This window comes from Blautia sp. HCP3S3_D9 (assembly GCF_052063845.1).
Classification (GTDB): Bacteria; Bacillota; Clostridia; order Lachnospirales; family Lachnospiraceae; genus Blautia_A.
On the sequence record NZ_JBQHWS010000058.1, the window covers coordinates 1 to 22,816 of the forward strand.

Consider the following 22,816-nt stretch of genomic DNA (forward strand, 5'->3'; position numbering starts at 1 on the left):
ACGACGCCCTCATCCGAACAAAATATACCGCAAAGTGGGGCGTGCAGATTGCGGGAATGATTTTTCAAACACGCGCTAGATCATTTACGTAATTGATCCTCGATCATTCATTTATTTTCATGGGATTTTTCTGAGAAATCAGATTTGAAAAAAAGATCATCTTTTATAATAGTCCATTTTGCTCCAAATTGCAATAGTGCATTTTGTTCTGTTTTATACTTTCTTCACAATCGGATGTTCAGCCATAAATCCGACTGCAACAAAACTATATAACAGAGAGGTGGATCATATGAAATTTCAGCGTATTCAGGATTTACGTACAGATGCTGACCTGTCTCAGAGACAGCTTAGTGAGATTCTTCACATCAGTCAGCGTTCTTATTCACACTATGAGACAGGATCTCGCAACATCCCAATCGAGATGCTGATCAGACTGGCAAATTATTATGACATCAGTATTGATTATCTGGTTGGACGTACTGACAAAAAAGAAATGAATGAATAAATAAACAAGCAAAAGGATTCCTGTAACCAACTTGTGTTACCTGAATCCTTTTGTCGTTTATCTTTTGATTCTATTTTTATGTATTATCCTGTCTGACCATGTATCCTGTTATTCTCTGATCATGATGGTATCCACAGATGGATGCACTTTTGCTCCCTCTGCTTTTGTCTTTGTCTTAATATTGACATACAGACGTCCATTATCAAAAGTAAGATAGCCTTTCGCTACATTTCCCAGCGAATCTGTAAAAGAAAATCTGGACGCATTTCCTGCTACGGATTTCTTTACTGTTGCTTCGCAGGTTGCTGTCTTTTTCTTATTAGTCTGAGAATAAGTAAAGGTCACCGACTTCTGGCTGAGTTTGGTGATCTCGATCACAATTCTGCCGTTCTTACTGTGCCAGGTTCCCAGATAATCATCTGGGTCAAACACATATGCTCGTTCCAGCACCGGAGTCGGGGTCACTGTCGGGATTGGAGTCGGGATCGGAGTCGGCGTAGCTGCTGGTGTCGGAGTTACGGTCGGAACACTTTCCAGTGCTGCCAGCGCTTCTTCTTTTCTCTGCTGTTTTTCCTCATTCTTTCGATACCGCATAAGCAAAGTACCTGCAAGTATAAGCAGAAAGAACAGGATCAGCATGAATATCAGAAGCTTCTTAAGTCTTTTTTTCTTTTTGTTCTGTTTCTGTTTTATCTGGTTATTGATTTCCGACAAATTCTACGTCTCCTCTTTGTTTTTCTTTATTCTTTTCCGTCCCAGCAGTAAGTACAGAGTTTGCACGGTGAAATTCCGATGGATTCTTTCAGGTCGTCCAGTCTGTGGAATTTCAGGGATGTAAAGTTCAGTTCCTTACGAATCTCTTCTAACATCTCTTTGTAATTGGTTGAGTTCGGGTCTGCATAGTCTGACAGAATCTTATCGCTGACATTGTCACCCTCACGTTTCGCAATGATCCTTCTTGTGATCAGATCCATCTCGGATTTGGAACGTGAGAAGTTCAGATATTTGCATCCATAAAGCAGCGGCGGACATGCAGGACGGATATGTACTTCTTTAGCGCCGTTTCTGTAGAGAAATTCTGTAGTTTCTCTTAACTGAGTTCCGCGTACGATTGAGTCATCAATCATAAGGAGGCTCTTATCTTTGATCAGACGATGTACAGGGATCAGTTTCATTCTGGCGATCAGGTTTCTCTGGCTCTGCTGAGTTGGCATAAAGGATCTCGGCCAGGTCGGTGTGTATTTAATAAACGGGCGGGCAAAAGGTACGCCGGACTGGTTGGCATATCCGATGGCATGAGCGATACCGGAATCCGGTACTCCGGCTACGATATCCGGGTTTACTTCGCCTTTGTCTCGTTTTGCAAGCATATCACCGCAGTGATAGCGCATCTCTTCTACGTTGATTCCCTCGTAAGTTGAAGTCGGATATCCATAATATACCCAGAGGAAAGAACAGATACGCATCTCTTCTCCAGGTTTCTGCAGTGTCTCCACCCCATCAGGAGTTACTGCTACGATCTCGCCAGGTCCCAGTTCTTTGAGGTCTTCATAGCCGAGGTTCAGGTATGCAAAGCTCTCAAAGGATACGCAGCAGGCATCTTCTTTCTTACCTATGATCAATGGAGTTCTTCCCAGACGGTCACGGGCTGCAAGCAGACCTTTTGGTGTAAGGATCAGCATGGTCATGGAACCCTCGATCACTTCCTGTGCATAACGGATTCCCTCGATCATATTATCTTTCTGATTGATCAGGGCTGCTACCATTTCTGTGGGGTTCACACTTCCTCCGCTCATTTCCAGGAAATGGGTACATCCATTCTTGAAACAGTTTGCGATCAGTTCATCCATATTGTTGATCTTTCCAACTGTGGTGATCGCGAAGTTTCCAAGGTGAGAGCGTACCAGAAGTGGCTGTGGTTCATTATCTGAAATACATCCGATTCCTAAATTTCCTTCCATATCACCGATATCACCATCGAACTTTGTTCGAAACGGTGCATTCTCAATGTTATGGATGACACGGTCGAAACCACGTTTCGTATCATACACTGCCATTCCACCTCTGCGTGTTCCCAGATGGGAATGATAATCAATTCCGAAGAAAAGGTCCAGAACGCAGCTGGACTTTGATGCTACTCCAAAAATTCCACCCATTATCGTATTCTCCTTTTGTTCATTATCTTCGGGCTTATTCGCCCGCCTCATCATAATACTTATTGCTGGTTAAACAACACTACCCATTATATAGAACACAAATTTATAAGTAAAGAGTTTTATGCCCTGTAAAACCAACCTCTTTTTGGCGTCTGCTTACAATTTTTGGCTATTATAACTGTTATTTACAGTAGATTTCTTATTCAAAATACCTATTTTCTTTCATAACTACTCTCATAACTATTCAGCAGCTTTACAGAACAGCAGACTGTTTACATAGTTACTTTTTTTCTTTAATAACACCTGTACGGTACGCATCCAGCAACTGAATAAGCTCTTGTATCCTCTCTTTTAAGGCGTGTCCGGTATCTGTGTCACCTACCAGCTGGCGTCTGGACATGTAGCTGACCGCTACACGGTTTGATACGATATCTGTTTCCTTTGCTACAGCATCTGCCTTGGATGTAAATGGCTCATGCGCGGTAAGATTCAGTCCGTAAGAGTTATAGATCAGCGTATATCCTGCAATTCCGGTAACCTTCTGATAGGGTTTGGAGAATCCACCGTCAATAACAATTACTTTGCCATTGCATTTGACAGGGCTCTCGCCTTCACTCTGATGTACAGGCACATGACCATTGATAATGTGCCCTTTTTCAGGGTCCAGGCCGAACTCTCGCAGCATATTATCTACTACCTCTTCGTTCTCCCAGAGACGGTAATAGGCGTTCTTTTTCTCTTCATGAGTAGAAGGATCTTCAATAAAATATCGCTCAAAAGTGCTCATCTTGCTCTTGCCAAACAATGGTGAATTTGGTGCTGCCCAGATATACCACATGATATCCCGACCTTTCTTCTGCTCTTCTTTCCCTACAGAGTAGAAAGCACGGCGCACATAGGTTTCCAACGCATCATACAGCTCTTTTCCTTTATAGCTTTTTCCATAAATCTGTACTTCACGGAAGGTTCCATCCTCATTCAATGGGATGCTTCCATGGAATAAAAGATTTCCATTATATACAGTGTAAAGACCACCTTTATCAAGTAGAAGACGGATATGATTCTGTAGTTTCTCGCAGTTTCTGAATGCAGAGGACAGCTTATCCATAACCTCTTTCTCACCCTCTGTAAGATCATAAGGATGTTTCCAGTCAATGGTCGGGAAATTGCTGTCGCGGAGTGGATATTCTTTTCCGCCCGGCAGTGTGATCGTGCCTTTCTTCGGGTCAATTCTGTGAAGAAGTGCACGGTCTTCCATATGGAATTCTTTGTGCTTGCGAACCAGTTTTCCTTCTAATTTAAACTGAATCACTGCGATGGCCTTGTGCATTTTCTTGCCCAGTTCTTCTTCCAGAATATTGTAGTTGGAAGCACCTTTCATGGCAAAAATATCGCACGGATCATCCTTGTAAGCTTCCATGACAAAGGTCGCCAGAGGCAGCATATTGATGCCGTAACCATCTTCCAGAATGTCAAGATTTCCGTAACGGATGCTGTTTCTTACTACTGTGGCAATGCAGGCTTTCTGTCCTGCTGCTGCGCCCATCCAGACTACATCATGATTTCCCCACTGGATATCCAGTGAATGATACTGCATCAGACGGTCCAAGATGAAATGTGGTGCCGGTCCTCTGTCGTAAATATCTCCAAGGATATGCAGATGATCTACAACCAAACGCTGGATCAGCTCTGCCAGCGCAATGATAAAGTCCTCTGCACCGCCGATTTCGATGATAGTATTAACAATAGAATCATAATAAGCTTCTTTATCCAGAACCTCTGCCTTCTCTGTGATCAGCTCTTCAATTACATAGGCATAATCCGCAGGAAGTGCCTTGCGTACTTTAGATCTGGTGTACTTGGAGGCAGTAGTTTTACAGATTTCGATGAGACGATACAGGGTAATCTTGTACCAGTTCTCCATATCTTCTTCCGTTTCCTTAACCAGATCCATCTTCTCTTTCGGATAGTAGATCAGGGTTGCAAGGGAACGTTTATCATTGTTGCTAAGGGTGTGGCCGAATACATCATCAATTTTCTTTCGTACTGCACCGGAACCGTTTCGCAGTACATGGGAAAATGCCTGGTATTCACCGTGGAGGTCGGACATAAAGTGCTCTGTTCCCTTGGGCAGATTCAGGATAGACTGAAGGTTGATGATCTCCGTGGATGCTTTTCCTATTGTAGGGTAAATCTCTGCAAGTCTCTGTAAATATCTTAATTTTTCTTTTCTCATATTCGTCTCCTGTTGTCGTGGCCTGTATGTTATATCTCGATGCTAATATCTCTTCAAAAAATCTAATTTCTTTTACTTAACTTTAATCAGGCAGATCATTTACCCGCCTTATTTGATACAAAATAATTGCCCTGTGGCTTGTATTTTCAACCTGTAAAATCAAATAGTGACATCTGGTTGGACTGTGGAATATCTCCGAACAGCTTCAGATCATCCATCAGATCAATAACTGTTTTGCTGACTTTCGTTCTGTCGCGGAAGTCGTCTTTTGACAGGAATTTGCCCTGTTTTGCGGCATCTACAACAGCGTCTGCCGCCTTGTCTCCAAGTCCGTCGATAGTCGCAAGGGATGGCATCAGTTTGCCGTCTACGATCTGGAATCGCTGAGCTTTGGCTGTATAAAGGTCGATTGGAACAAATTCGAAACCTCGCGCATACATCTCCTGCACGATACGCATATCCTTCAGTGTATCCTGCTCTTTCTTAGATGCGGAATCGCCTTTCTTACGGATTTCTGCCATGTAATATTCCAGACGTTCCTTACCCATACACATCAGTTCATAGGAGAATGCGGTGGCACGGATACTGAAATATGCCGCATAATATGCCAGCGGCTGGAACACTTTATACCATGCGATTCGGTATGCCATCATAACGTACGCCGCAGCATGTGCCTTCGGGAACATGTACTTGATCAGCTTACAGGACCAGATATACCAGTCCGGTACGTCGTGTTCTTTCATCGTCGTGATCCACTCATCACGGAGGCCTTTTCCCTTACGGACACTCTCCATGATCGTGAATGCCAGACCACTCTCTACCCCTTTACCAATAAGGTAGATCATGATGTCATCTCGGGTACAGATGGCAGTGGAAATGGTTGCTTTTCCTTCCTGGATCAGCACCTGTGCATTGCCAAGCCATACGTCTGTACCATGGGAAAGTCCCGCAATACGGATCAGGTCTGAAAAGTATTTCGGCTTGGTATCAATAAGCATCTGCATGGCAAAATCAGTACCAAACTCCGGGATTCCAAGGCATCCAAGCTTACATCCGCCAATGGATTCCGGCTCAATATTAAGTGCTTTTGTGCTGGCAAACAGAGACATGACGTCTCTCTGATCCAACGGAACATCTCTGGCACTGATACCAGTTAAGTCCTCCAGCATTCGGATCATGGTCGGATCATCGTGTCCCAGTATATCAAGTTTCAGCAGGTTTCCATCAATGGAATGGTAATCAAAATGCGTGGTGATAATATCACTGTTTACGTCGTTTGCAGGATGCTGAACAGGGGTAAATTTCTCGATTTCTTCGCCCACCGGAAGTACGATGATACCTCCCGGATGCTGCCCTGTTGTACGCCGGACTCCAGTGCATCCCTGTACAATTCGATTAATCTCGCAGTAACGTTTATGCACGCCGCGCTCTTCAAAATAGTTCTTCACATAACCGAATGCAGTCTTCTCCGCAAGGGTACCGATGGTTCCTGCTTTGAAGGTCTGGCCTTTGCCAAAGATAACCTCTGTGTATCTGTGGGCATTTGCCTGGTATTCACCGGAGAAGTTAAGGTCAATATCCGGCTCTTTATCTCCCTTGAATCCAAGGAAAGTTTCGAACGGGATATCAAATCCTTCTTTCTTCATCTTTGTTCCGCACTTCGGGCAGATCTTGTCAGGCATATCGCATCCTGCCATACCTGCATATTTCTTTACTTCCGGCGAATCAAAATCACTGTATTTGCAGTCCGGATTCGGGCAGAGATAATGCGGTGGCAGAGGATTTACCTCTGTGATACCGGACATGGTCGCTGCCAGGGAAGATCCTACAGATCCTCGGGAACCTACCAGATATCCGTCCTCATTGGACTTCCATACCAACTTCTGGGCAATGATATACATTACGGCATATCCGTTGGAAATGATTGAGTTCAGCTCTCTGTCCAGACGGCTCTCTACGATTTCCGGAAGAGGATCTCCGTACATTTCATGTGCTTTTGTAAAGCAGATATTCTTCAGATCCTGGTCGGAATTCTCGATGACCGGAGGGAATTTATCCGGATGGATCGGAGAGATTTTCTCGATCATATCTGCAATCTTATTCGTATTTGTAATGACAACTTCTTCTGCTTTCTCACTGCCGAGATAAGCAAATTCTTCTAACATTTCCTCGGTGGTACGCAGATACAGAGGTGCCTGTTCATCTGCATCCGAGAAGCCGCTTCCTGCCATGATGATCCTTCGGTAAACTTCGTCCTGCGGATCCATGAAATGCACGTCGCAGGTTGCCACTACAGGCTTCTTAAACTGTTCTCCCAGCTTCACGATCCTGCGGTTCATTTCACGTAAATCTTCCTCGGAATTAATCATATCGTGCTTATCATCTGCGATCATAAATTTATTATTTCCGATCGGCTGAATTTCCAGATAATCATAGAAATTTACCAGTCTGGCAATCTCTGTCTCAGGTGCATTTCGCAGCAATGCCTGGTACAGTTCGCCCGCCTCGCAGGCACTTCCTACCAAAAGTCCGTCACGGTATTTCTGCAGGATGCTCTTTGGTACACGGGGACGTCTGTGATAGTACTTCAGATGAGACTGGCTCACCAGTTTATACAGATTAATACGACCCGTTTCATTTCTGGCAAAAATAATTACATGGTATGTCGGTAGTTTCTTAATGGTATTGGTTGAAACTGCCCCCTGTTTGTTCAGCTCATCGACATCAAGGATATCGCGGTCTGCCAGCATCTTTACGAATTTTACAAAAATCTCTGCAGTGCAGGCAGCATCGTCTACTGCGCGGTGGTGGTTTTCCAGAGAAGCACCTACTGCTTTTGCTACTGTATCCAGCTTAAATCTGTTCAGCGCAGGAAGCAGGAAACGTGCCATGCCTACGGTATCTACATAAGTAAAATCATGCTCGATCCCCAGTCTGTCGCAGTTCTTCATAATGAATCCCATATCGAAATCTGCATTGTGTGCAACCATCACTGCACCCTTGCTGAATTCAAGAAATTTCGGCAGAACCTCCTCGATCGTCGGGGCATCCATGACCATACTGTCATTGATACTGGTAAGCTGCTCGATACGGAACGGGATCGGGACTTTCGGGTTTACAAAGGTGGAAAAGCGTTCTGTAATCTCACCATTCTCTACCAGTACCGCACCAATCTCAATGATCTGGCAGGTCAGGGAGGAGAATCCGGTGGTCTCGATATCGAAGACTACAAATCTACCGTCCAGTTTCTGACCTTTTCCATTGGTAACCATACCTTTTAAGTCATCTACCAGATAACCTTCCATGCCATACAGAACCTTGAAATCAGAATCCTTCGGGACACATCCGCCCCATGCATCAAAACAGTGGTTCGCCTCAGGGAACGCCTGAACAACGCCGTGATCTGTGATAGCAATGGCAGGATGTCCCCACTCATATGCACGCTTTACCAGAGACTTGGCATCTGTAACACCATCCATATCGCTCATCTTTGTATGGCAGTGAAGTTCTACACGTTTCTGTGGGCTGGTGTCTATTCGGGATGTAGTAAAATTGGCAATTTTCTTGATTCCTGCAATAGATGCGATCGTAAGTTCACTGTCAAATCGGTCTACCGTTGTTACGCCTCGGAACTTCAGGAATGCACCTTTCTTTACATGTTCTGTCACTTCCGGCACCTGCTCATTTCGCAGGAACATTTTTACTACAATACTGTCTGTAAAATCTGTGATTGGGAAGATCAGGATGGTCTTTTCGTTGCGGATTTCTCTTGCTTCTACATCCATAACCTGACCGCGGACGATAACTTCACCCATCTCACCGGTAATCGTTTCCAGAGCAACAGGTTCGCCTTCGAAATCTCTTCCATAGATAACATCCGGATTGCTGTCCCTTCTGAATCCGCCTCGGAAATCGCCCTTCTTGTCCTTGCGGTCACCCAAAGCCGGCTTTTTGTCTTTCTTATCCTGCTGTGCTTTATCGGCTTTCTTTTCAGATTTTTTCTCACCATTTGCCTCATTCTCGTTCTGAGAAACCTGTCCACTTTTGGCATGGATCTTCGCATGGCGCATAACGTTTTCTACTTCCTGTGCAATCTGAAGCTCAGCATTCTTATGGTATTTACTCTCCTGCATTTCCACATACTCAAGTTCCACTTTCAAGTCCATTCCACATCTTTCGCAGAAAACTTTCTGCAGATATTCGATCAGAATCTCACTCTTCTCTCTGGCAATCACGGAATCAGGAAGAATCATATGAAGATCATGTTCTCCAGGAAAAGTGATCTGCGCCTGCTTAAATGTATTGTATTCCAGCATATTATAGTTGCGTAGTTCCAGTTCCATACTTGATCTGTATGTGTCCAGGAAATTCTGAGGAGTGTACTGTGCAGACAGACGAAACTTTTCAATAATTGTAATTGTAACGCCTAAGCCCGCAAAAAGCTGTCTCTCAATCTGCTCTTCCAATGCAAAAATGTACTTTTTATGAATCCAACGTTCACTCTTTATATATACCCAGATATGAGTCTTGGCAGGATTACAGGACACTCTTGTTACCACTACTCCATCCAGTAATTCTTCCAGTTCTTTTTTTATTTTTAAATTAGGAAATACATCAAAAAAGTCTTTTTCCAAAATAAAATCTCCTCGTTAATTTCAGCCGCTCCTCTGATCTCATTCTTTCCAGTTCAGAAGTTCCTGACGTAAGGTTTCCAGAAGCTGATCTTCCGGTACTTTCTGTATGATCTCACCATGTTTGATCAGAAGTCCTACACCTACTCCGCCTGCAATTCCAATATCTGCTTCTTTCGCTTCTCCAGGCCCGTTTACAACGCATCCCATAACTGCCACTTTGATGTCAAGCGGGATATCCTGCACCATAGTTTCTACCTGGTTTGCGAGACCAATTAAGTCGATCTGTGTACGTCCACAAGTTGGACATGATACTACTTCTACGCCGCCTTTTCTGAGGCCAAGTGTCTTCAGAATACGTTTGGCAGATTTGATTTCTTCCAGTGGTGCACCTGTAAGGGATACACGGATCGTATCACCGATTCCCTGATTCAGGATAATTCCCAGGCCAATGGCAGATTTGATATTTCCGGAATAAAGAGTTCCGGCTTCTGTGATTCCTACATGGAGTGGATAGTTTGTTTTCTCTGCAATCAGTTCGTGGGCTTTTGCACACATAAGGACATCGGAAGATTTGATGCTGATGACCAGATTGTCATAGCCTAATTCTTCGATAATATGCACTTTATCCAGAGCACTTTCCACTAGGCCTTCAGCTGTAACTCCATGGTATTTTTCCACAAGTTCTTTCTCAAGAGAGCCGCTGTTTACACCTACACGAATTGGGATTCCACGTTCTTTTGCCACATCAACAACTGCTTTGATCCGCTCTGTGCTTCCAATATTTCCCGGGTTGATGCGGATTTTGTCTGCGCCGTTTTCCATTGCTGCGATGGCAAGACGATAATCGAAATGAATATCTGCTACCAGTGGAATGTGGATCTGTTTCTTGATTTCTTTTAATGCTTTTGCAGCTTCCATGGTTGGTACCGCGCAGCGGATAATGTCGCATCCTGCCTGTTCCAGTGCAAGGATCTGGGCTACTGTCTGTTCTACATCTTCAGTCTTGGTATTAGTCATGGACTGAATTAAGATCGGGTTGCCACCGCCAATTTTTCTGTCACCAATCTGGATGACTTTTGTATGGTCTCTGTACATAATTACTCCTTTAATTCAATTACATATACTAGAAGCAGGAGCGACTGAATCTCCAGCAGCTCCCGCTTGATTTTACCTGTTCATATTTTTACTTTCTAATTTCTAATAATTTTCGTTTTAATTCGTCTTCCATGTGGCGCATCTCCAACTCTGCTGCTTGTCTTTTCTGTCGACCTTCCATTTGGATGCGCATTACATCATCTAATGTTTGTATTAAATCTGCATTAGTTTTCTTAAGCGTTTCAATGTCAACAATTCCACGTTCTGATTCCTTTGCAGTTTCTACAGTTGCCATGTGAAGTGTTTCCGCGTTTTTTCTAAGAAGTTCATTTGTAACGTCTGTTACCTGTCTCTGTGCTTGTGCTGCTTCTGCAGAATGAGCAATTCCAAGAGCAAGTACCATCTGACTTTTCCATAATGGAATAGTATTCACTATTGTTGTTTGTATTTTTTCTACCATTACAGTATCATTATTCTGAATCAAACGAATCTGAGGCGCAGTCTGCATTGCAATAGTACGGGTAAGTTCCAAATCATGTATTTTTTTCTCAAATCGAATACACTTTTCATCTAAATCTCTGGCCGCCTGCGCATCCTCTGGAAGTCCACTTAATACTGCTTTATTCTTCAGCTCTGCAAGTTTGCCATTCCTAGTTTCTTCCAGTTTCTTTTTTCCTGCTAAAATATACATAGTAAGCTCTTTAAAATAATTTAAGTTTTGATTGTACATTTTATCAAGCATAGCAGAATCCTTCAGTAACTGCACTTGATGTTTTTGAAGCGAATCTGTAATTTTTTCCACATTAACTTCAGCTTTTGCATATTTGTTTTTCATATTTTCAATTTTAGAAGACTGCTTTTTAAAAAAGCCAAAAAAGCCCTTTTCTTCTTGTACATCAAAATCTTTTAATTCACTCACTACATCTGAAATTAATTCTCCAACTTGCCCTAAATCCTGAGTTTTAACATTTTCTAAAGCAGCATCTGAAAAATCTGCCATCTTTTTTTGCGTTCCAGCACCATACTGAAGAATTTGATTTGTATTCTCAATATCAATTTTTGCCGCAAACTCATTTACCATCATCTGTTCTTCTGGTGTCAATACTGCCGCCTCTGGCTCTTTCTCTATCTTTTTTTCTTCTGTCTTCTCTTCTTTTTCTTGAATTTCTCCAATATCTGGTTCCAATGTTAATGTAGGTGTTTCCATTTCAAAATTCTCAAATTCGCTACCCATGTCTTCTCCTTTTATCCATTGTTTTCCTGTTCTATTATCCAGCTAACTATCATCTCATCATTTATTTTTCATTTTTGCAAACTCATCATTTGTTAACCCCTCTTGTGCTAATAAAGTATTGAGCACTGAAATGTCACTAGAAACGTCCCATGTCACATCTCGAAATACTGAATCCAACAACTTTTCAAATGCTTGATTAAGAGTATCCAATGTATCCTCAATTTCTTTCTTAGACGCTTGAATATTTTCTCCTTGAACAGGCTGTTTATCCATTTCTTCATACGCATCCAGTAATTTTATCGTCATAGGCAAATAATAGTCCATTAGCTTTTTCAAGTCAGGAATAACCTCAGGATGCTTTTGTGCATATTCAAATATTTTTTCTACAATCAATTCCATCCGAGATATCTTAGACGAAATTTCTATTCCCGGAATAGCTTCATTACTTCTATGAATCTTATCTAAAAATTCATTTCCTTTATCCAGAACACTCTGCACCTCGGGAGAAACATTCTCTCTGTTTCGCTTTTGTTCTGCTTGAATTCTCTCTTCTTCCTGTCTTTTTTGTTCTAAAGCTTTCTGCGTCTGAGTATACTGCTGAAAAGTTTCGTGACTTGTAATAAGACAAGTTTCTTTTTCATCAATATGTCCCTGCCGAAACCACCCATTCTCAATCATCTTCTTAATATCTTTTTTTACATATTTTACAGGTTTATTGACTGCCATAGAAAGTTGTTCAAAACTACAATATGTATGTTTTCCAAGTATACCAATATATTTCTGAAAACGCTCCAACCTTCCAAGTTTGCCAAGTCCACTAGCTAAAAGCCCTATCCCAGCTAATGCTCCAGCGGCTAAAAAACAAGTTCCTCCAATTACAGTGGCACTCATACTTCCTATTGTGCCAAAAATAGTCAAAACCAAAGTTCCAAGTCCCATTCCACTTGCAAGAATACCACCAGATACTGCGAGCATTAACCCTTTTAATTTATCTCCTGTATGAGCATCATAAAGAGTTAACATTCTTTCTTTCTCAATTTCTTGTTTTTTTTGTTCTTGTTCCCGTTCACGTCTGCGTTGTTCTTCAAATTCTTTCGTCTTGTTACGATATTTTCCAAACTGAACATTTTCTGTTCCAAACACACTGTTCAGTCCATTTTTGATTGCTTCACTTCCTGAATCTACAGCGGAGTTAACAGCACTATTTACAGTTTGTCTGATATCTTCTGTTAACTGTCGATAATCTTTAGTTGAAACAGCAGTATCTATAATCTTTTTTATTTTATCGCCAATTTCACCTAACTCATCAAAATTTTCGTCCATATTATCCTCCATTTTCTATCCCATATTATAACGAAATCCATTATAAAAAACAAGACTAGGGGAGATTCTGGCAATTTTTTTACCAAAATTAGAAATTTCCCGTTGAAGTTAACAGGCAAAAGTTTTACAATGGTAAAGAGATAAACAGTAATCACACTTCAAAATACTGTAAATATGTGTGAACGGAGGAAAGATTCATTATGGAAAAAAAGAATATCGACTGGGGCAACATCGGCTTCAGTTATGTACAGACTGATTATCGTTATGTATCTAAATTTAAAGATGGCGCATGGGATGCTGGTGAATTAACAACAGATCCTAATGTAACGCTGAACGAATGTGCAGGTGTTTTCCAGTATGCGCAGACAGCTTTCGAAGGAATGAAAGCTTACACAACAGAAGACGGACGTATCGTTACTTTCCGTCCTGACTTAAACGCAGAGCGTATGGCAAACTCAGCAAAGAGACTTGAAATGCCTGTATTCCCTGAAGACCGTTTCGTTGATGCGATCATTCAGACAGTAAAAGCTAACGCAGCATATGTTCCACCATATGGTTCGGGAGCTACTTTATATGTTCGTCCTTACATGATGGGTACTAACCCGGTTATCGGTGTTAAACCTGCTGACGAGTATATGTTCCGTGTATTCACTACACCTGTAGGACCATACTTCAAGGGCGGCGCTAAGCCGATCACAATCCGTGTCACTGATTTTGACCGTGCTGCACCTCATGGAACAGGTCATATCAAAGCTGGTCTTAACTATGCAATGAGCTTACATGCAATCGTAGATGCTCACAAGAACGGCTACGATGAAAATATGTATCTCGATGCAGCTACACGTACAAAAGTAGAAGAAACTGGTGGTGCTAACTTCATCTTCGTTACAAAAGACGGCAAAGTTGTTACACCTAAGTCTGACAGTATCCTTCCTTCTATCACACGTCGTTCCTTAATCTATGTTGCTAAGGAATACCTTGGATTAGAAGCTGAGGAAAGAGAAGTATACTTCGATGAAGTAAAAGATTTCGCTGAATGTGGTCTCTGCGGTACTGCTGCAGTTATCTCTCCTGTCGGAAAGATTGTTGACCATGGAAAAGAAATCTGCTTCCCAAGCGGAATGGAGAAAATGGGTCCGGTTATCCAGAAACTCTATGACACATTAACAGGCATCCAGATGGGACGTATTCAGGCACCGGAAGGATGGTTAAAAGTTATCGAATAATTTTTCATATAACAAAAGGGAACATATACACGTGTTCCCTTTTGTTATATTTTTTATATTTCAGTTTAATCACCTTTTCTTCTTAGAAAAAATAAAAGTAATTAAAAATACAAATATACATGCTCCTATAAATGACGTTATTATTTTTGAACTTTCTTTTATTTCAATTTCTATTCTTCACTCTCATATTTTTATTTTTTTCTCTCATATTTCACAAACTGATATTCCAGGTCAAAATATGTCTGTTCATCACTCTCCCCGGTGATCTCCCATTCGTCATCTTCATCCAGATTCGGGAAATGGCTGTCTGCTTCATAAGCGAAATCAATCTTTGTTACGTGAGCTACATCGCAGTATGGAAGCATCTGCGCATAAATGCTGTCGCCGCCGATACAGTAGACATCTTCTGTCGGATATTTCTTTACTTCTTCGAGTGCTTCTTCGATACTGTGCACTACAGTGGCACCTTTTGCATCGTAATCTTTATTCTTTGTAATAACAATGTTTACTCTGTTTTTCAGTGGAAGTCCGTTTGGAAAACTTTCCAGCGTTTTTCTTCCCATTACTACTACTTTTCCGCTTGTTTCTTCACGGAACATCTTCATATCTGCCGGGATGCTTACAAGAAGCTTATTGTCCTTGCCGATTCCCCAGTTTTTGTCTGCTGCTACGATAATATTCATTATGAATCTTCCTCTCCTAGTTAATTTTGTCTTTTTCAGTATTTATTAATCAAATATCAGCTATCTGCTTTGATTAGATAGCCACCGGAATATTCTTAATCTGCGGCCATGTCTCATAGTTCTCTACGATCAGATCGTCTGTTGTAAACTGATAGAAGTCTTTCACTTCCGGATTCAGTTTCACAACCGGTGCCGGATATGGTTTTCTCTTGATCATCTCTTTTACTACCGGAATATGTCGGTCATAAATATGGCAGTCTGCAACTACATGAAGCAGCTCTCCCGCTTCCATATCACATACCTGCGCGATCATCATAAGCAGGATCGCATACTGGCAGACATTCCAGTTATTTGCTGTAAGAATGTCCTGTGAACGCTGATTCAGGATTGCATTTAATGTCAGTTTCTCATTTCCCGGCGTCTGCGTTACATTGAATGTCATAGAATATGCACACGGATACAGGTTCATCTCATGAAGATCCTGATGTACATAAATATTTGTCATGATCCTGCGGCTGAATGGGTTATTTTTCAGATCATAGATCACTCTGTCTACCTGATCCATCATGCCCTCTTTGTACTGATGCTTCACACCAAGCTGATATCCATAAGCCTTGCCAATTGAACCATTTTCATCCGCCCAACTGTCCCAGATATGGCTGTTCAGGTCATGAATATTATTGGACTTTTTCTGCCAGATCCAGAGAATTTCATCCATCGCACTCTTTAACGCAGTACGTCTCAACGTCATAGCCGGAAATTCTTTTCTCAGATCATATCTGTTTACTACGCCAAATTTCTTGATCGTATACGCCGGAGTTCCATCCTCCCATACAGGACGGACTTTCTCTCCTTCCGTACTTGTTCCATTGTCCAGGATATCCTGGCACATTTTTATAAACACATCATCTGCGTAACTCATACTATCTACACTCCCATTTTTTATTTTCCCATAACGATCCATCTCTTTTTCAATTCAACCGCTAAATCGTTACATGTTCTCTTCATTCTCACATTTCACTGCATTATAACATTTCTGTCTGTCGTTCTCAACTGTACTGTCCTCAATCACTCATGCAACAACCATAGCTTCCGCTCCAGACACCTGAATTCTACCCGCGTAACATCTCCGCAGTACTCCCCATCTGCATGAAGTACCATCGGCTTATCCAATACCACACGGAATCCTTTTTCATCACGAATGTTAAAGCCCTTGATTCCTTCCTGTTTCGCTGCCACCAGAAGTGGAAGCAGGAAAAAAGTTCTCCATTTCGCTATACCTGCCGCACTGCTCAAGGACAGCAGACCATCCTGCGGAGATGCATCCGGTGCCATTGGAACACCGCCGCCTTCTGCCGGTAAATTCATGGATGCGGCAAAGATCATCTTCGGCAGAATGTATCCGCCATGTTCTGTGATCACTTTTGCATTGGCAGTCTCCATAGTAAAAAGAGACTGCACAGTTAATGCAAGATATGTAAGTTTTCCCAGATGGAAACGATTTAAAACCTGTTTCAGTCTGGAAGTAAGAGCTTTCTTGCATACCAGAGCATCCAAACCAAGCCCCGCACTGATGCCAAAGATTCTTGGATTCTTACATCCTTCCCAGCTTACCTGTCCAAGGTCAATCCGGCGAAGTTCTTCCCCTCGCTGATCCTTTCGGATGCAGGCACAGATTTGTCTTAAACTCTCCTTCGGTGTTTTCGGAAGATTCAGATTTCTTCCAAAATCATTTCCTGAACCAGTAGGGATCACACCGAGACGCACTCTGTCAAAATCTTTAATACCGTTCAGAACCTCATTGATCGTCCCGTCTCCGCCAACTACCAGCAGATAGATAGGATCCGTACCCTTCATTGCAGAAATCTTTTCCGCCAGTTTCGTTGCATGTCCCCGATATCTTGTCGTATGCGCCACATATTTTATTTTATATCCTCTGAGCAGACGCTGTGTCTCATTCCATACTCTGTGAGCCTGTCCGGTTCCTGCTCCGTTATTTACAATAATCTGTATTCTTCTCATTTTTCCTCACTGCCATGCATGTATTTTTGATTACCGTTCACTCCATGCTAGTAACTGTTTCGTCCAAAACTTCAATACCTATACTATACAATATTTGCCGCCTGTGCACAAGAAATAGTTCTCATGTTCCTAATCGTTTATCCTGTTCTTGTTACTGTTCTCTTCCTTTTCACTAACAAGTCAAAATAATACACAAATTCGTCAAAATATTGGAAGCATTTTTCTTAAAAAGTATTTATTATGTAGATAGAGTGTGCTGTAGCACATCTGCACACACAGGATCAATATTGCTTTATACAAACAAAAAATATACAAAAATAAATCATTCAGGAGGTTTTACAATGGAAAAAAGATGGTGGAAAGAAAGCGTCGTATATCAGATTTATCCTCGCAGTTTCTGCGACAGCAACGGAGATGGTATCGGTGATCTGAATGGTATTACAAGTAAATTTGACTACTTAAAAGAACTCGGCATTGATGTCATCTGGCTCTCTCCGGTTTACAAATCACCTAACGATGATAACGGATATGACATCAGCGATTATCAGGCGATCATGGATGAATTCGGAACTATGGAAGACTTCGACCGTATGCTCGCAGCAGCTCATGAAAGAGGCATCAAGATTATGATGGACCTCGTTGTAAACCATACTTCTGACGAGCACAAATGGTTCATCGAAAGCCGTAAATCCACAGATAACCCATACAGAGATTACTACATCTGGCGTCCTGCAAAAGAAGACGGCAGCCTTCCGAATAACTGGGGTTCCTGTTTCTCCGGTCCTGCATGGGAATATGATAAGACAACAGATATGTACTTCCTTCACCTGTTCTCCAAGAAACAGCCAGACCTGAACTGGGACAATCCTGTTGTACGTCAGGAAGTTTTTGACATGATGAACTGGTGGCTTGACAAAGGAATCGACGGATTCCGTATGGATGTTATCAGCCTTATCTCCAAAAGACCAGGTCTTCCGGATGGTACATTAGGTCTTAACGGATATGCAACTTTTGATATCGCTGCAAATGGTCCTCATGTACACGAATATCTTCAGGAAATGCGCCAGAAAGCATTAAATAATGCAGATACCATAACAGTAGGCGAATGCGCCGGTGTCACACTGGAAGAAGCAAAAAAATATGCAAGAAGTGACGAAAAAGAGCTGAATATGGTATTCCAGTTTGAACATATGGATGTTGACGGCGATGAAAAAGCCGGCAAATGGACAACCAAAAAAATGGATCTTCGCGACATGAAGAAAATTCTTACCCGTTGGCAGAAAGGTCTTCAGGACGTTGCATGGAACAGCCTTTACTGGGAGAATCACGACCAGCCAAGAAGCGTTTCCCGTTTCGGTAATGACAGCGATGAATACAGAGAAATCTCTGCAAAAATGCTTGCAACATGCCTTCATATGATGCAAGGTACCCCATACGTATATCAGGGTGAAGAACTTGGTATGACAAACTGCCCGTTTAATACTCTGGAAAACTTCCGTGACCTTGAGAGCATCAATGCTTTCCACGAATTAACAGAACAGGGCAAGAAGACTGAAGAAGAAATGCTCGCAGCCATCAGCTACAAGGGTCGTGACAATGCAAGAACTCCAATGCAGTGGGACGACAGTGCTTACGCAGGATTCTCCACAGCAGAACCATGGATCATGGTAAACCCGAACTACACCAAGATCAACGCCAAAGATCAGGTAAGCCGTGAAGATTCTGTATTTAAATATTACCAGAAACTGATCAAGCTTCGCCACGAAAGTGACCTGATCGTTTATGGTACTTATGATCTGATCCTTGATGATGATAAAGATATCTATGCCTACACCCGTACACTTGAGGATGAGAAACTGGTCGTATACTGCAACTTCAGCGCAAACACCCGTGAAGTAGAAGTTCCTGCAGAATTCACAGACGGAAAGATTCTTATTTCCAACTACACAGATGCAAAAGCAGACAAAAAGATCACTCTCAGACCTTATGAGGCTGTTGTAATCCAGAAATAATAGATGTTTCATATGAGCTTGCAGCTGTTTTCTGACAGTTATGATCTCTGATGAAATATATTTTCTCTTATACATCACAGGGCTATTGTTGATATTTCAGCAATAGTCCTGTTTTTTCATTTTGCTTATGAGCAACAGTGACAATTTTTATTTATTTATCCAAACTTATTTTGTGCAATACTTGCATTTTTACATGTCAATGTGCTAAAATATCTATAGATTTTAACCGATAAACTGCAAAGCAGTTATTCGATTATGAGCAAGTAGCAAAGCAGATGATTTCATCCGCTTGACATAAATTTGCAGATTGCCGCACTGCCGTGCAGTTTCGCAATCCTGACATTTACATTTTTTTATGCATTGAGGTGTTTTTACATGATCACAATTAAAGAAATGGCGGAGATGCTGGGAATCAGTACCACAACAGTATCCAACGTCATTAACGGAAAAACCAGCGAAGTCTCTCAGAAAACTGCTGAAAAAGTCCAGAAACTTCTGGATGAATATGACTATGTACCAAATATGAATGCCAAGAATCTGGCTCAGAATCATTCCAGACTGATCGGTATTGTATTTAAAGGACGTAAAGATAAATATGAGAATATCTTTGCGGATCCGTTTCATGGAGAACTGATCGGTGCTCTGGAAAAAGCGATCCGTGAACACGGATATTATATGATGGTCTACACTTCCGAAGATATCAATGAAATCGTACGAAATGTGGTAAGCTGGAATACCGAAGGGCTGATCCTGATCGGCATGCTCCACGATGATTATCTCCGGATCAAAAGCAAATATAAGAAACCGATCGTTCTTATCGACAGCTACACACCGAAAAATATTGCCAAATATGTAAATATCGGACTTGATGATGAACAGGGCAGCTATCTTATGACCAAATATCTGCTGGAATGTGGCCACAGGAAGATTGCTTTCCTCGCCGATAATATGGAAGGTGTTGACTATGTCCGCTATACAGGCCACCAGCGTGCACTTCAGGAATATAATATAGATGTGGATCTGGATAATCTGATCGTGATCCGTCCTTCCAAATACGAGCGTCAGGGAAGTATGGAGGAGATTTATGCGGTTGCACACAAGTTTACAGCATTCATGTGCTGCTCAGACTATTATGCCGTCACCCTGATGAACTATCTCCGTAAACGCGGCATACGTTTTCCGGAAGATCTGTCTATCACCGGATTTGACGATAACCTCTATGCTCAGGTAGCTTATCCATCGCTGACAACGATCAAACAGGATATCTCCCAGCGTGGAACCATGGCTGCAGAATATCTGATCCGCATGATCGATGGCTGGACACCTAAGCCAACCAATATTTCACTCCCGGTCAAACTTGTAGTCCGCGACAGTGTGAAGATTCTTAATAAACCAGACAGTCCGGATTGATTTTATCAACATTACAGCACAATCTCATCATATACATAGACCAAAATGAAAAAGAACGAATGCTCCAGGGTGCTTATATATCCTCAGGATTTTCGTTCTTTTATATATATGACGCTGTTATATATGACACTGTTTATGTCAATAAATATTTCAGATGCAAAAATTGGAGAGCACAGATTATTCCATGCTCTCCAATTTCATTTTCATGAACAACTTTTTACTTGTATGTCCCGGAATTTTGGCATTTTATACCAAAACATCTCCTGGAATAGCGAACTGCTAAATAACTACTACATTTCAATTACAAGGAACTGATATCCCTTCAGTTCAATTTTCTTTCCATCCATAGCTACATCATCGTAGTTGTTGATCAGAACTTTCTTGCACTCTCCTGCCAGCTCGATTGTCTGTGGCTCTTTCTGATAATTACCTACTACAAGAAGTGTCTTGTCACCTTTACGATAGTAGGCCATCAGATTATGTACATCTTCCCATACCGGTTCCAGAGCGCCATATACAACTGTCCCTTTGTATTCCGGACTCTTACGCAGAGCAATCAGTTTCTTGTAAAAGCTTCTTACAGAGTTCGGATCGTTGATCTGACTCTCAGCATTGATCTTTGTATAGTTCGCATTTACTCCAAGCCACGGTGTACCTGTTGTAAATCCTGCATTCTCTTTGTCATTCCACTGCATTGGAGTTCTTGCATTGTCACGGCTGAATCTGGAGATAACTTTCAGAGCTTCTTCTTCAGAATATCCTGCATCCAGAGCTACTTTATACTCGTCTAATGTGGAAATATCATCTACCTGATCGATAGACTCAAACTTCACATTTTCCATACCAAGTTCCTGTCCCTGATAGATAAATGGAAGTCCACGAAGCATAAAGTTCAGACCGCCAAGCATCTTCTTGCTTGCATCACAGCAGTCACCTTCTGGAATATATCTGCTGACACCACGAGGTTCGTCATGATTCTCGATAATGTTGGAAACAAATCCGATATCTCCGATCTTTCTCTGAGTTGTGAAGCAGCATTCTTTGTATGCATCTGGTGTGATCTGTTTGCAGTCATACCAGCCTTTGTCAGATGCGCCCCAGATTGTCTCTTCAAAATCAAACATACTGGAGAAATATCCATTGTCGCCGATGAAATCCGGAATCTCTTCATCCTTCTCATCGAACACTTCACCAACGGAGAATGCATCGTATTTCTTAAATGTACGGTCTCTCATCTCGCCAAGGAACTCACCGATTCCTTTTGCTTCTTTCAACATCTTCTTAATACTGCACAGTCCGTCTTCACGGTCTACTTCGTAATCATGCATCGGAAGTGCTTTCTTAATATTGATGATCGCATCAATACGGAATCCGCCAAGACCTTTGTCCAGCCACCAGTTAATATTCTTATATACTTCTTCTCTTACTTCCGGGTTCTCCCAGTTCAGGTCTGGCTGTTTCTTGTGGAATACATGCAGATACTGTTTGTTTGTTCCAGGAAGGTCTTCCCATACAGGTCCGCCGAAGTAAGAACGCCAGTTAGTCGGAAGTTCTCCTTCTTTCTTGTCACGCAGATAGAAAAAGTTGCCGTATTTTCCATCCGGATCCTCGCATGCTTTCTTGAACCATTCATGTTCATCAGAGCAATGGTTAACAACGAGGTCCATCAGAATGTACATATCTCTCTTCTTCGCTTCAGCGATCAGTTCATCCATGTCTGCCATGGTTCCGAAGCGCGGATCAATGTCATAATAATCAGAGATATCGTATCCCTGGTCTGCTAACGGAGAACGATAACAAGGAGAAAGCCAGATAATATCAACTCCGAGATCTTTCAGATAGTCAAGTTTCTCAATAACACCTCTCAGGTCTCCAATTCCGTCACCGTTGGTATCATAAAAACTCTTCGGATAAATCTGATAAGCAACCTTTTCATTCCACCATTTCTTTACCATTGTAAAAATCCTCCTGTGTTTTTTATTTTTTGATTTATTAACCAGCGCTGCTGTTTGCTTCTTCCCCGGCATCATACCCTCTTACCTTTAGCGCCTAAGGTCTCTTTTTCATTTGAATACAAATATACCAAATTTCAAGTCCCCTGTCTTATATTTTTTTGATAAAAAAATACGAAATTTTGACTTTTATATTATCAATATTCTCAACCTGTATTAGAGCATGTTTGAAAAAGGCTTTCTGCAAGATGTGCGTCACAATTTGTGGGAGATTTTGTTCGGATGAGGGCGTCGTAGCGGGCTACGACAACCGAATTCGGGCAAAATA

At 41.8% G+C, this 22,816-nt stretch carries 18 protein-coding genes; 5 read left to right on the forward strand and 13 right to left on the reverse strand.

Annotation, left to right across the window (positions count from 1 at the left end; genetic code table 11):
- Positions 1-68 (reverse strand): DUF6783 domain-containing protein (locus tag ACTNES_RS11955; protein ID WP_441039404.1); only part of this gene is annotated, 68 nt, incomplete at its 3' end.
- A 221-nt stretch (positions 69-289) separates the two neighbouring features.
- On the opposite strand from ACTNES_RS11955, the gene ACTNES_RS11960 reads away from it, so the two are divergent.
- Positions 290-505, forward strand: a complete 216-nt coding sequence (locus ACTNES_RS11960; protein WP_291808702.1) for a helix-turn-helix domain-containing protein — start codon at positions 290-292, stop codon at positions 503-505.
- A 108-nt stretch (positions 506-613) separates the two neighbouring features.
- Here ACTNES_RS11960 and ACTNES_RS11965 read toward each other — a convergent pair whose 3' ends face one another.
- The 7 genes from ACTNES_RS11965 to ACTNES_RS11995 all read right to left on the reverse strand — a co-directional run bounded on the left by ACTNES_RS11965 (position 614) and on the right by ACTNES_RS11995 (position 13,183).
- Positions 614-1,219 carry a hypothetical protein gene (locus ACTNES_RS11965; RefSeq protein WP_300335107.1) on the reverse strand — a complete coding sequence of 202 codons (606 nt, stop codon included), beginning with the start codon at positions 1,217-1,219 and terminating at the stop codon, positions 614-616.
- 26 nt (positions 1,220-1,245) lie between these two features.
- On the reverse strand, positions 1,246-2,661 hold the full coding sequence (locus tag ACTNES_RS11970) for an amidophosphoribosyltransferase (protein WP_291808696.1): 1,416 nt from the start codon (positions 2,659-2,661) through the stop codon (positions 1,246-1,248).
- A gap of 280 nt (positions 2,662-2,941) precedes the next feature.
- Entirely contained in the window at positions 2,942-4,897 is a 1,956-nt protein-coding gene (locus ACTNES_RS11975) for a fructose-1,6-bisphosphatase (RefSeq protein WP_291816439.1), read from the reverse strand.
- Between the two features lie 146 nt (positions 4,898-5,043).
- Entirely contained in the window at positions 5,044-9,531 is a 4,488-nt protein-coding gene (locus ACTNES_RS11980; protein WP_441039395.1) for a PolC-type DNA polymerase III, read from the reverse strand.
- 39 nt (positions 9,532-9,570) lie between these two features.
- Positions 9,571-10,626 (reverse strand): flavodoxin-dependent (E)-4-hydroxy-3-methylbut-2-enyl-diphosphate synthase, encoded by a 1,056-nt coding sequence (ispG, locus tag ACTNES_RS11985; RefSeq protein ID WP_216460308.1) that lies wholly within the window; start codon positions 10,624-10,626, stop codon positions 9,571-9,573.
- An 88-nt stretch (positions 10,627-10,714) separates the two neighbouring features.
- Entirely contained in the window at positions 10,715-11,860 is a 1,146-nt protein-coding gene (locus ACTNES_RS11990) for a toxic anion resistance protein (RefSeq protein WP_300335113.1), read from the reverse strand.
- 57 nt (positions 11,861-11,917) lie between these two features.
- The gene (locus ACTNES_RS11995) at positions 11,918-13,183 is read right to left on the reverse strand and encodes a 5-bromo-4-chloroindolyl phosphate hydrolysis family protein (RefSeq protein WP_291806085.1); all 1,266 of its coding nucleotides are present in this window, start codon (positions 13,181-13,183) and stop codon (positions 11,918-11,920) included.
- Positions 13,184-13,383: 200 nt separating this feature from the next.
- Here ACTNES_RS11995 and ACTNES_RS12000 point away from each other — a divergent pair, with 200 nt between their 5' ends.
- Positions 13,384-14,409: a branched-chain amino acid aminotransferase gene (locus ACTNES_RS12000; RefSeq protein ID WP_441039398.1), complete on the forward strand. Its 1,026-nt coding sequence runs from the start codon at positions 13,384-13,386 to the stop codon at positions 14,407-14,409.
- Between the two features lie 191 nt (positions 14,410-14,600).
- On the opposite strand, the gene ACTNES_RS12005 is transcribed toward ACTNES_RS12000, so the two are convergent.
- The 3 genes from ACTNES_RS12005 to ACTNES_RS12015 all read right to left on the reverse strand — a co-directional run bounded on the left by ACTNES_RS12005 (position 14,601) and on the right by ACTNES_RS12015 (position 17,114).
- On the reverse strand, positions 14,601-15,092 hold the full coding sequence (locus tag ACTNES_RS12005; RefSeq protein WP_216460304.1) for a dihydrofolate reductase: 492 nt from the start codon (positions 15,090-15,092) through the stop codon (positions 14,601-14,603).
- Positions 15,093-15,165: 73 nt separating this feature from the next.
- Entirely contained in the window at positions 15,166-16,014 is an 849-nt protein-coding gene (gene thyA / locus ACTNES_RS12010; protein ID WP_216460303.1) for a thymidylate synthase, read from the reverse strand.
- 146 nt (positions 16,015-16,160) lie between these two features.
- Complete coding sequence (locus tag ACTNES_RS12015) at positions 16,161-17,114, reverse strand: diacylglycerol/lipid kinase family protein (RefSeq protein WP_441039400.1); 954 nt, start codon at positions 17,112-17,114, stop codon at positions 16,161-16,163.
- A gap of 341 nt (positions 17,115-17,455) precedes the next feature.
- Between ACTNES_RS12015 and ACTNES_RS12020 the strand changes: the two genes are divergently transcribed.
- Positions 17,456-19,126, forward strand: a complete 1,671-nt coding sequence (locus ACTNES_RS12020) for a glycoside hydrolase family 13 protein (RefSeq protein WP_291809044.1) — start codon at positions 17,456-17,458, stop codon at positions 19,124-19,126.
- Between the two features lie 375 nt (positions 19,127-19,501).
- Positions 19,502-20,536 (forward strand): LacI family DNA-binding transcriptional regulator, encoded by a 1,035-nt coding sequence (locus ACTNES_RS12025; protein ID WP_441039402.1) that lies wholly within the window; start codon positions 19,502-19,504, stop codon positions 20,534-20,536.
- A gap of 290 nt (positions 20,537-20,826) precedes the next feature.
- On the opposite strand, the gene ACTNES_RS12030 is transcribed toward ACTNES_RS12025, so the two are convergent.
- Both ACTNES_RS12030 and ACTNES_RS12035 read right to left on the reverse strand, forming a co-directional pair.
- The gene (locus ACTNES_RS12030; RefSeq protein ID WP_291809039.1) at positions 20,827-22,491 is read right to left on the reverse strand and encodes an alpha-glucosidase; all 1,665 of its coding nucleotides are present in this window, start codon (positions 22,489-22,491) and stop codon (positions 20,827-20,829) included.
- A 203-nt stretch (positions 22,492-22,694) separates the two neighbouring features.
- Complete coding sequence (locus ACTNES_RS12035) at positions 22,695-22,772, reverse strand: DUF6783 domain-containing protein (protein WP_441039406.1); 78 nt, start codon at positions 22,770-22,772, stop codon at positions 22,695-22,697.
- Here ACTNES_RS12035 and ACTNES_RS12040 point away from each other — a divergent pair.
- The coding region (locus tag ACTNES_RS12040) for a DUF6783 domain-containing protein (RefSeq protein ID WP_441039408.1) at positions 22,737-22,816 on the forward strand (80 nt) is incomplete at its 3' end. The genes ACTNES_RS12035 and ACTNES_RS12040 overlap by 36 nt on opposite strands.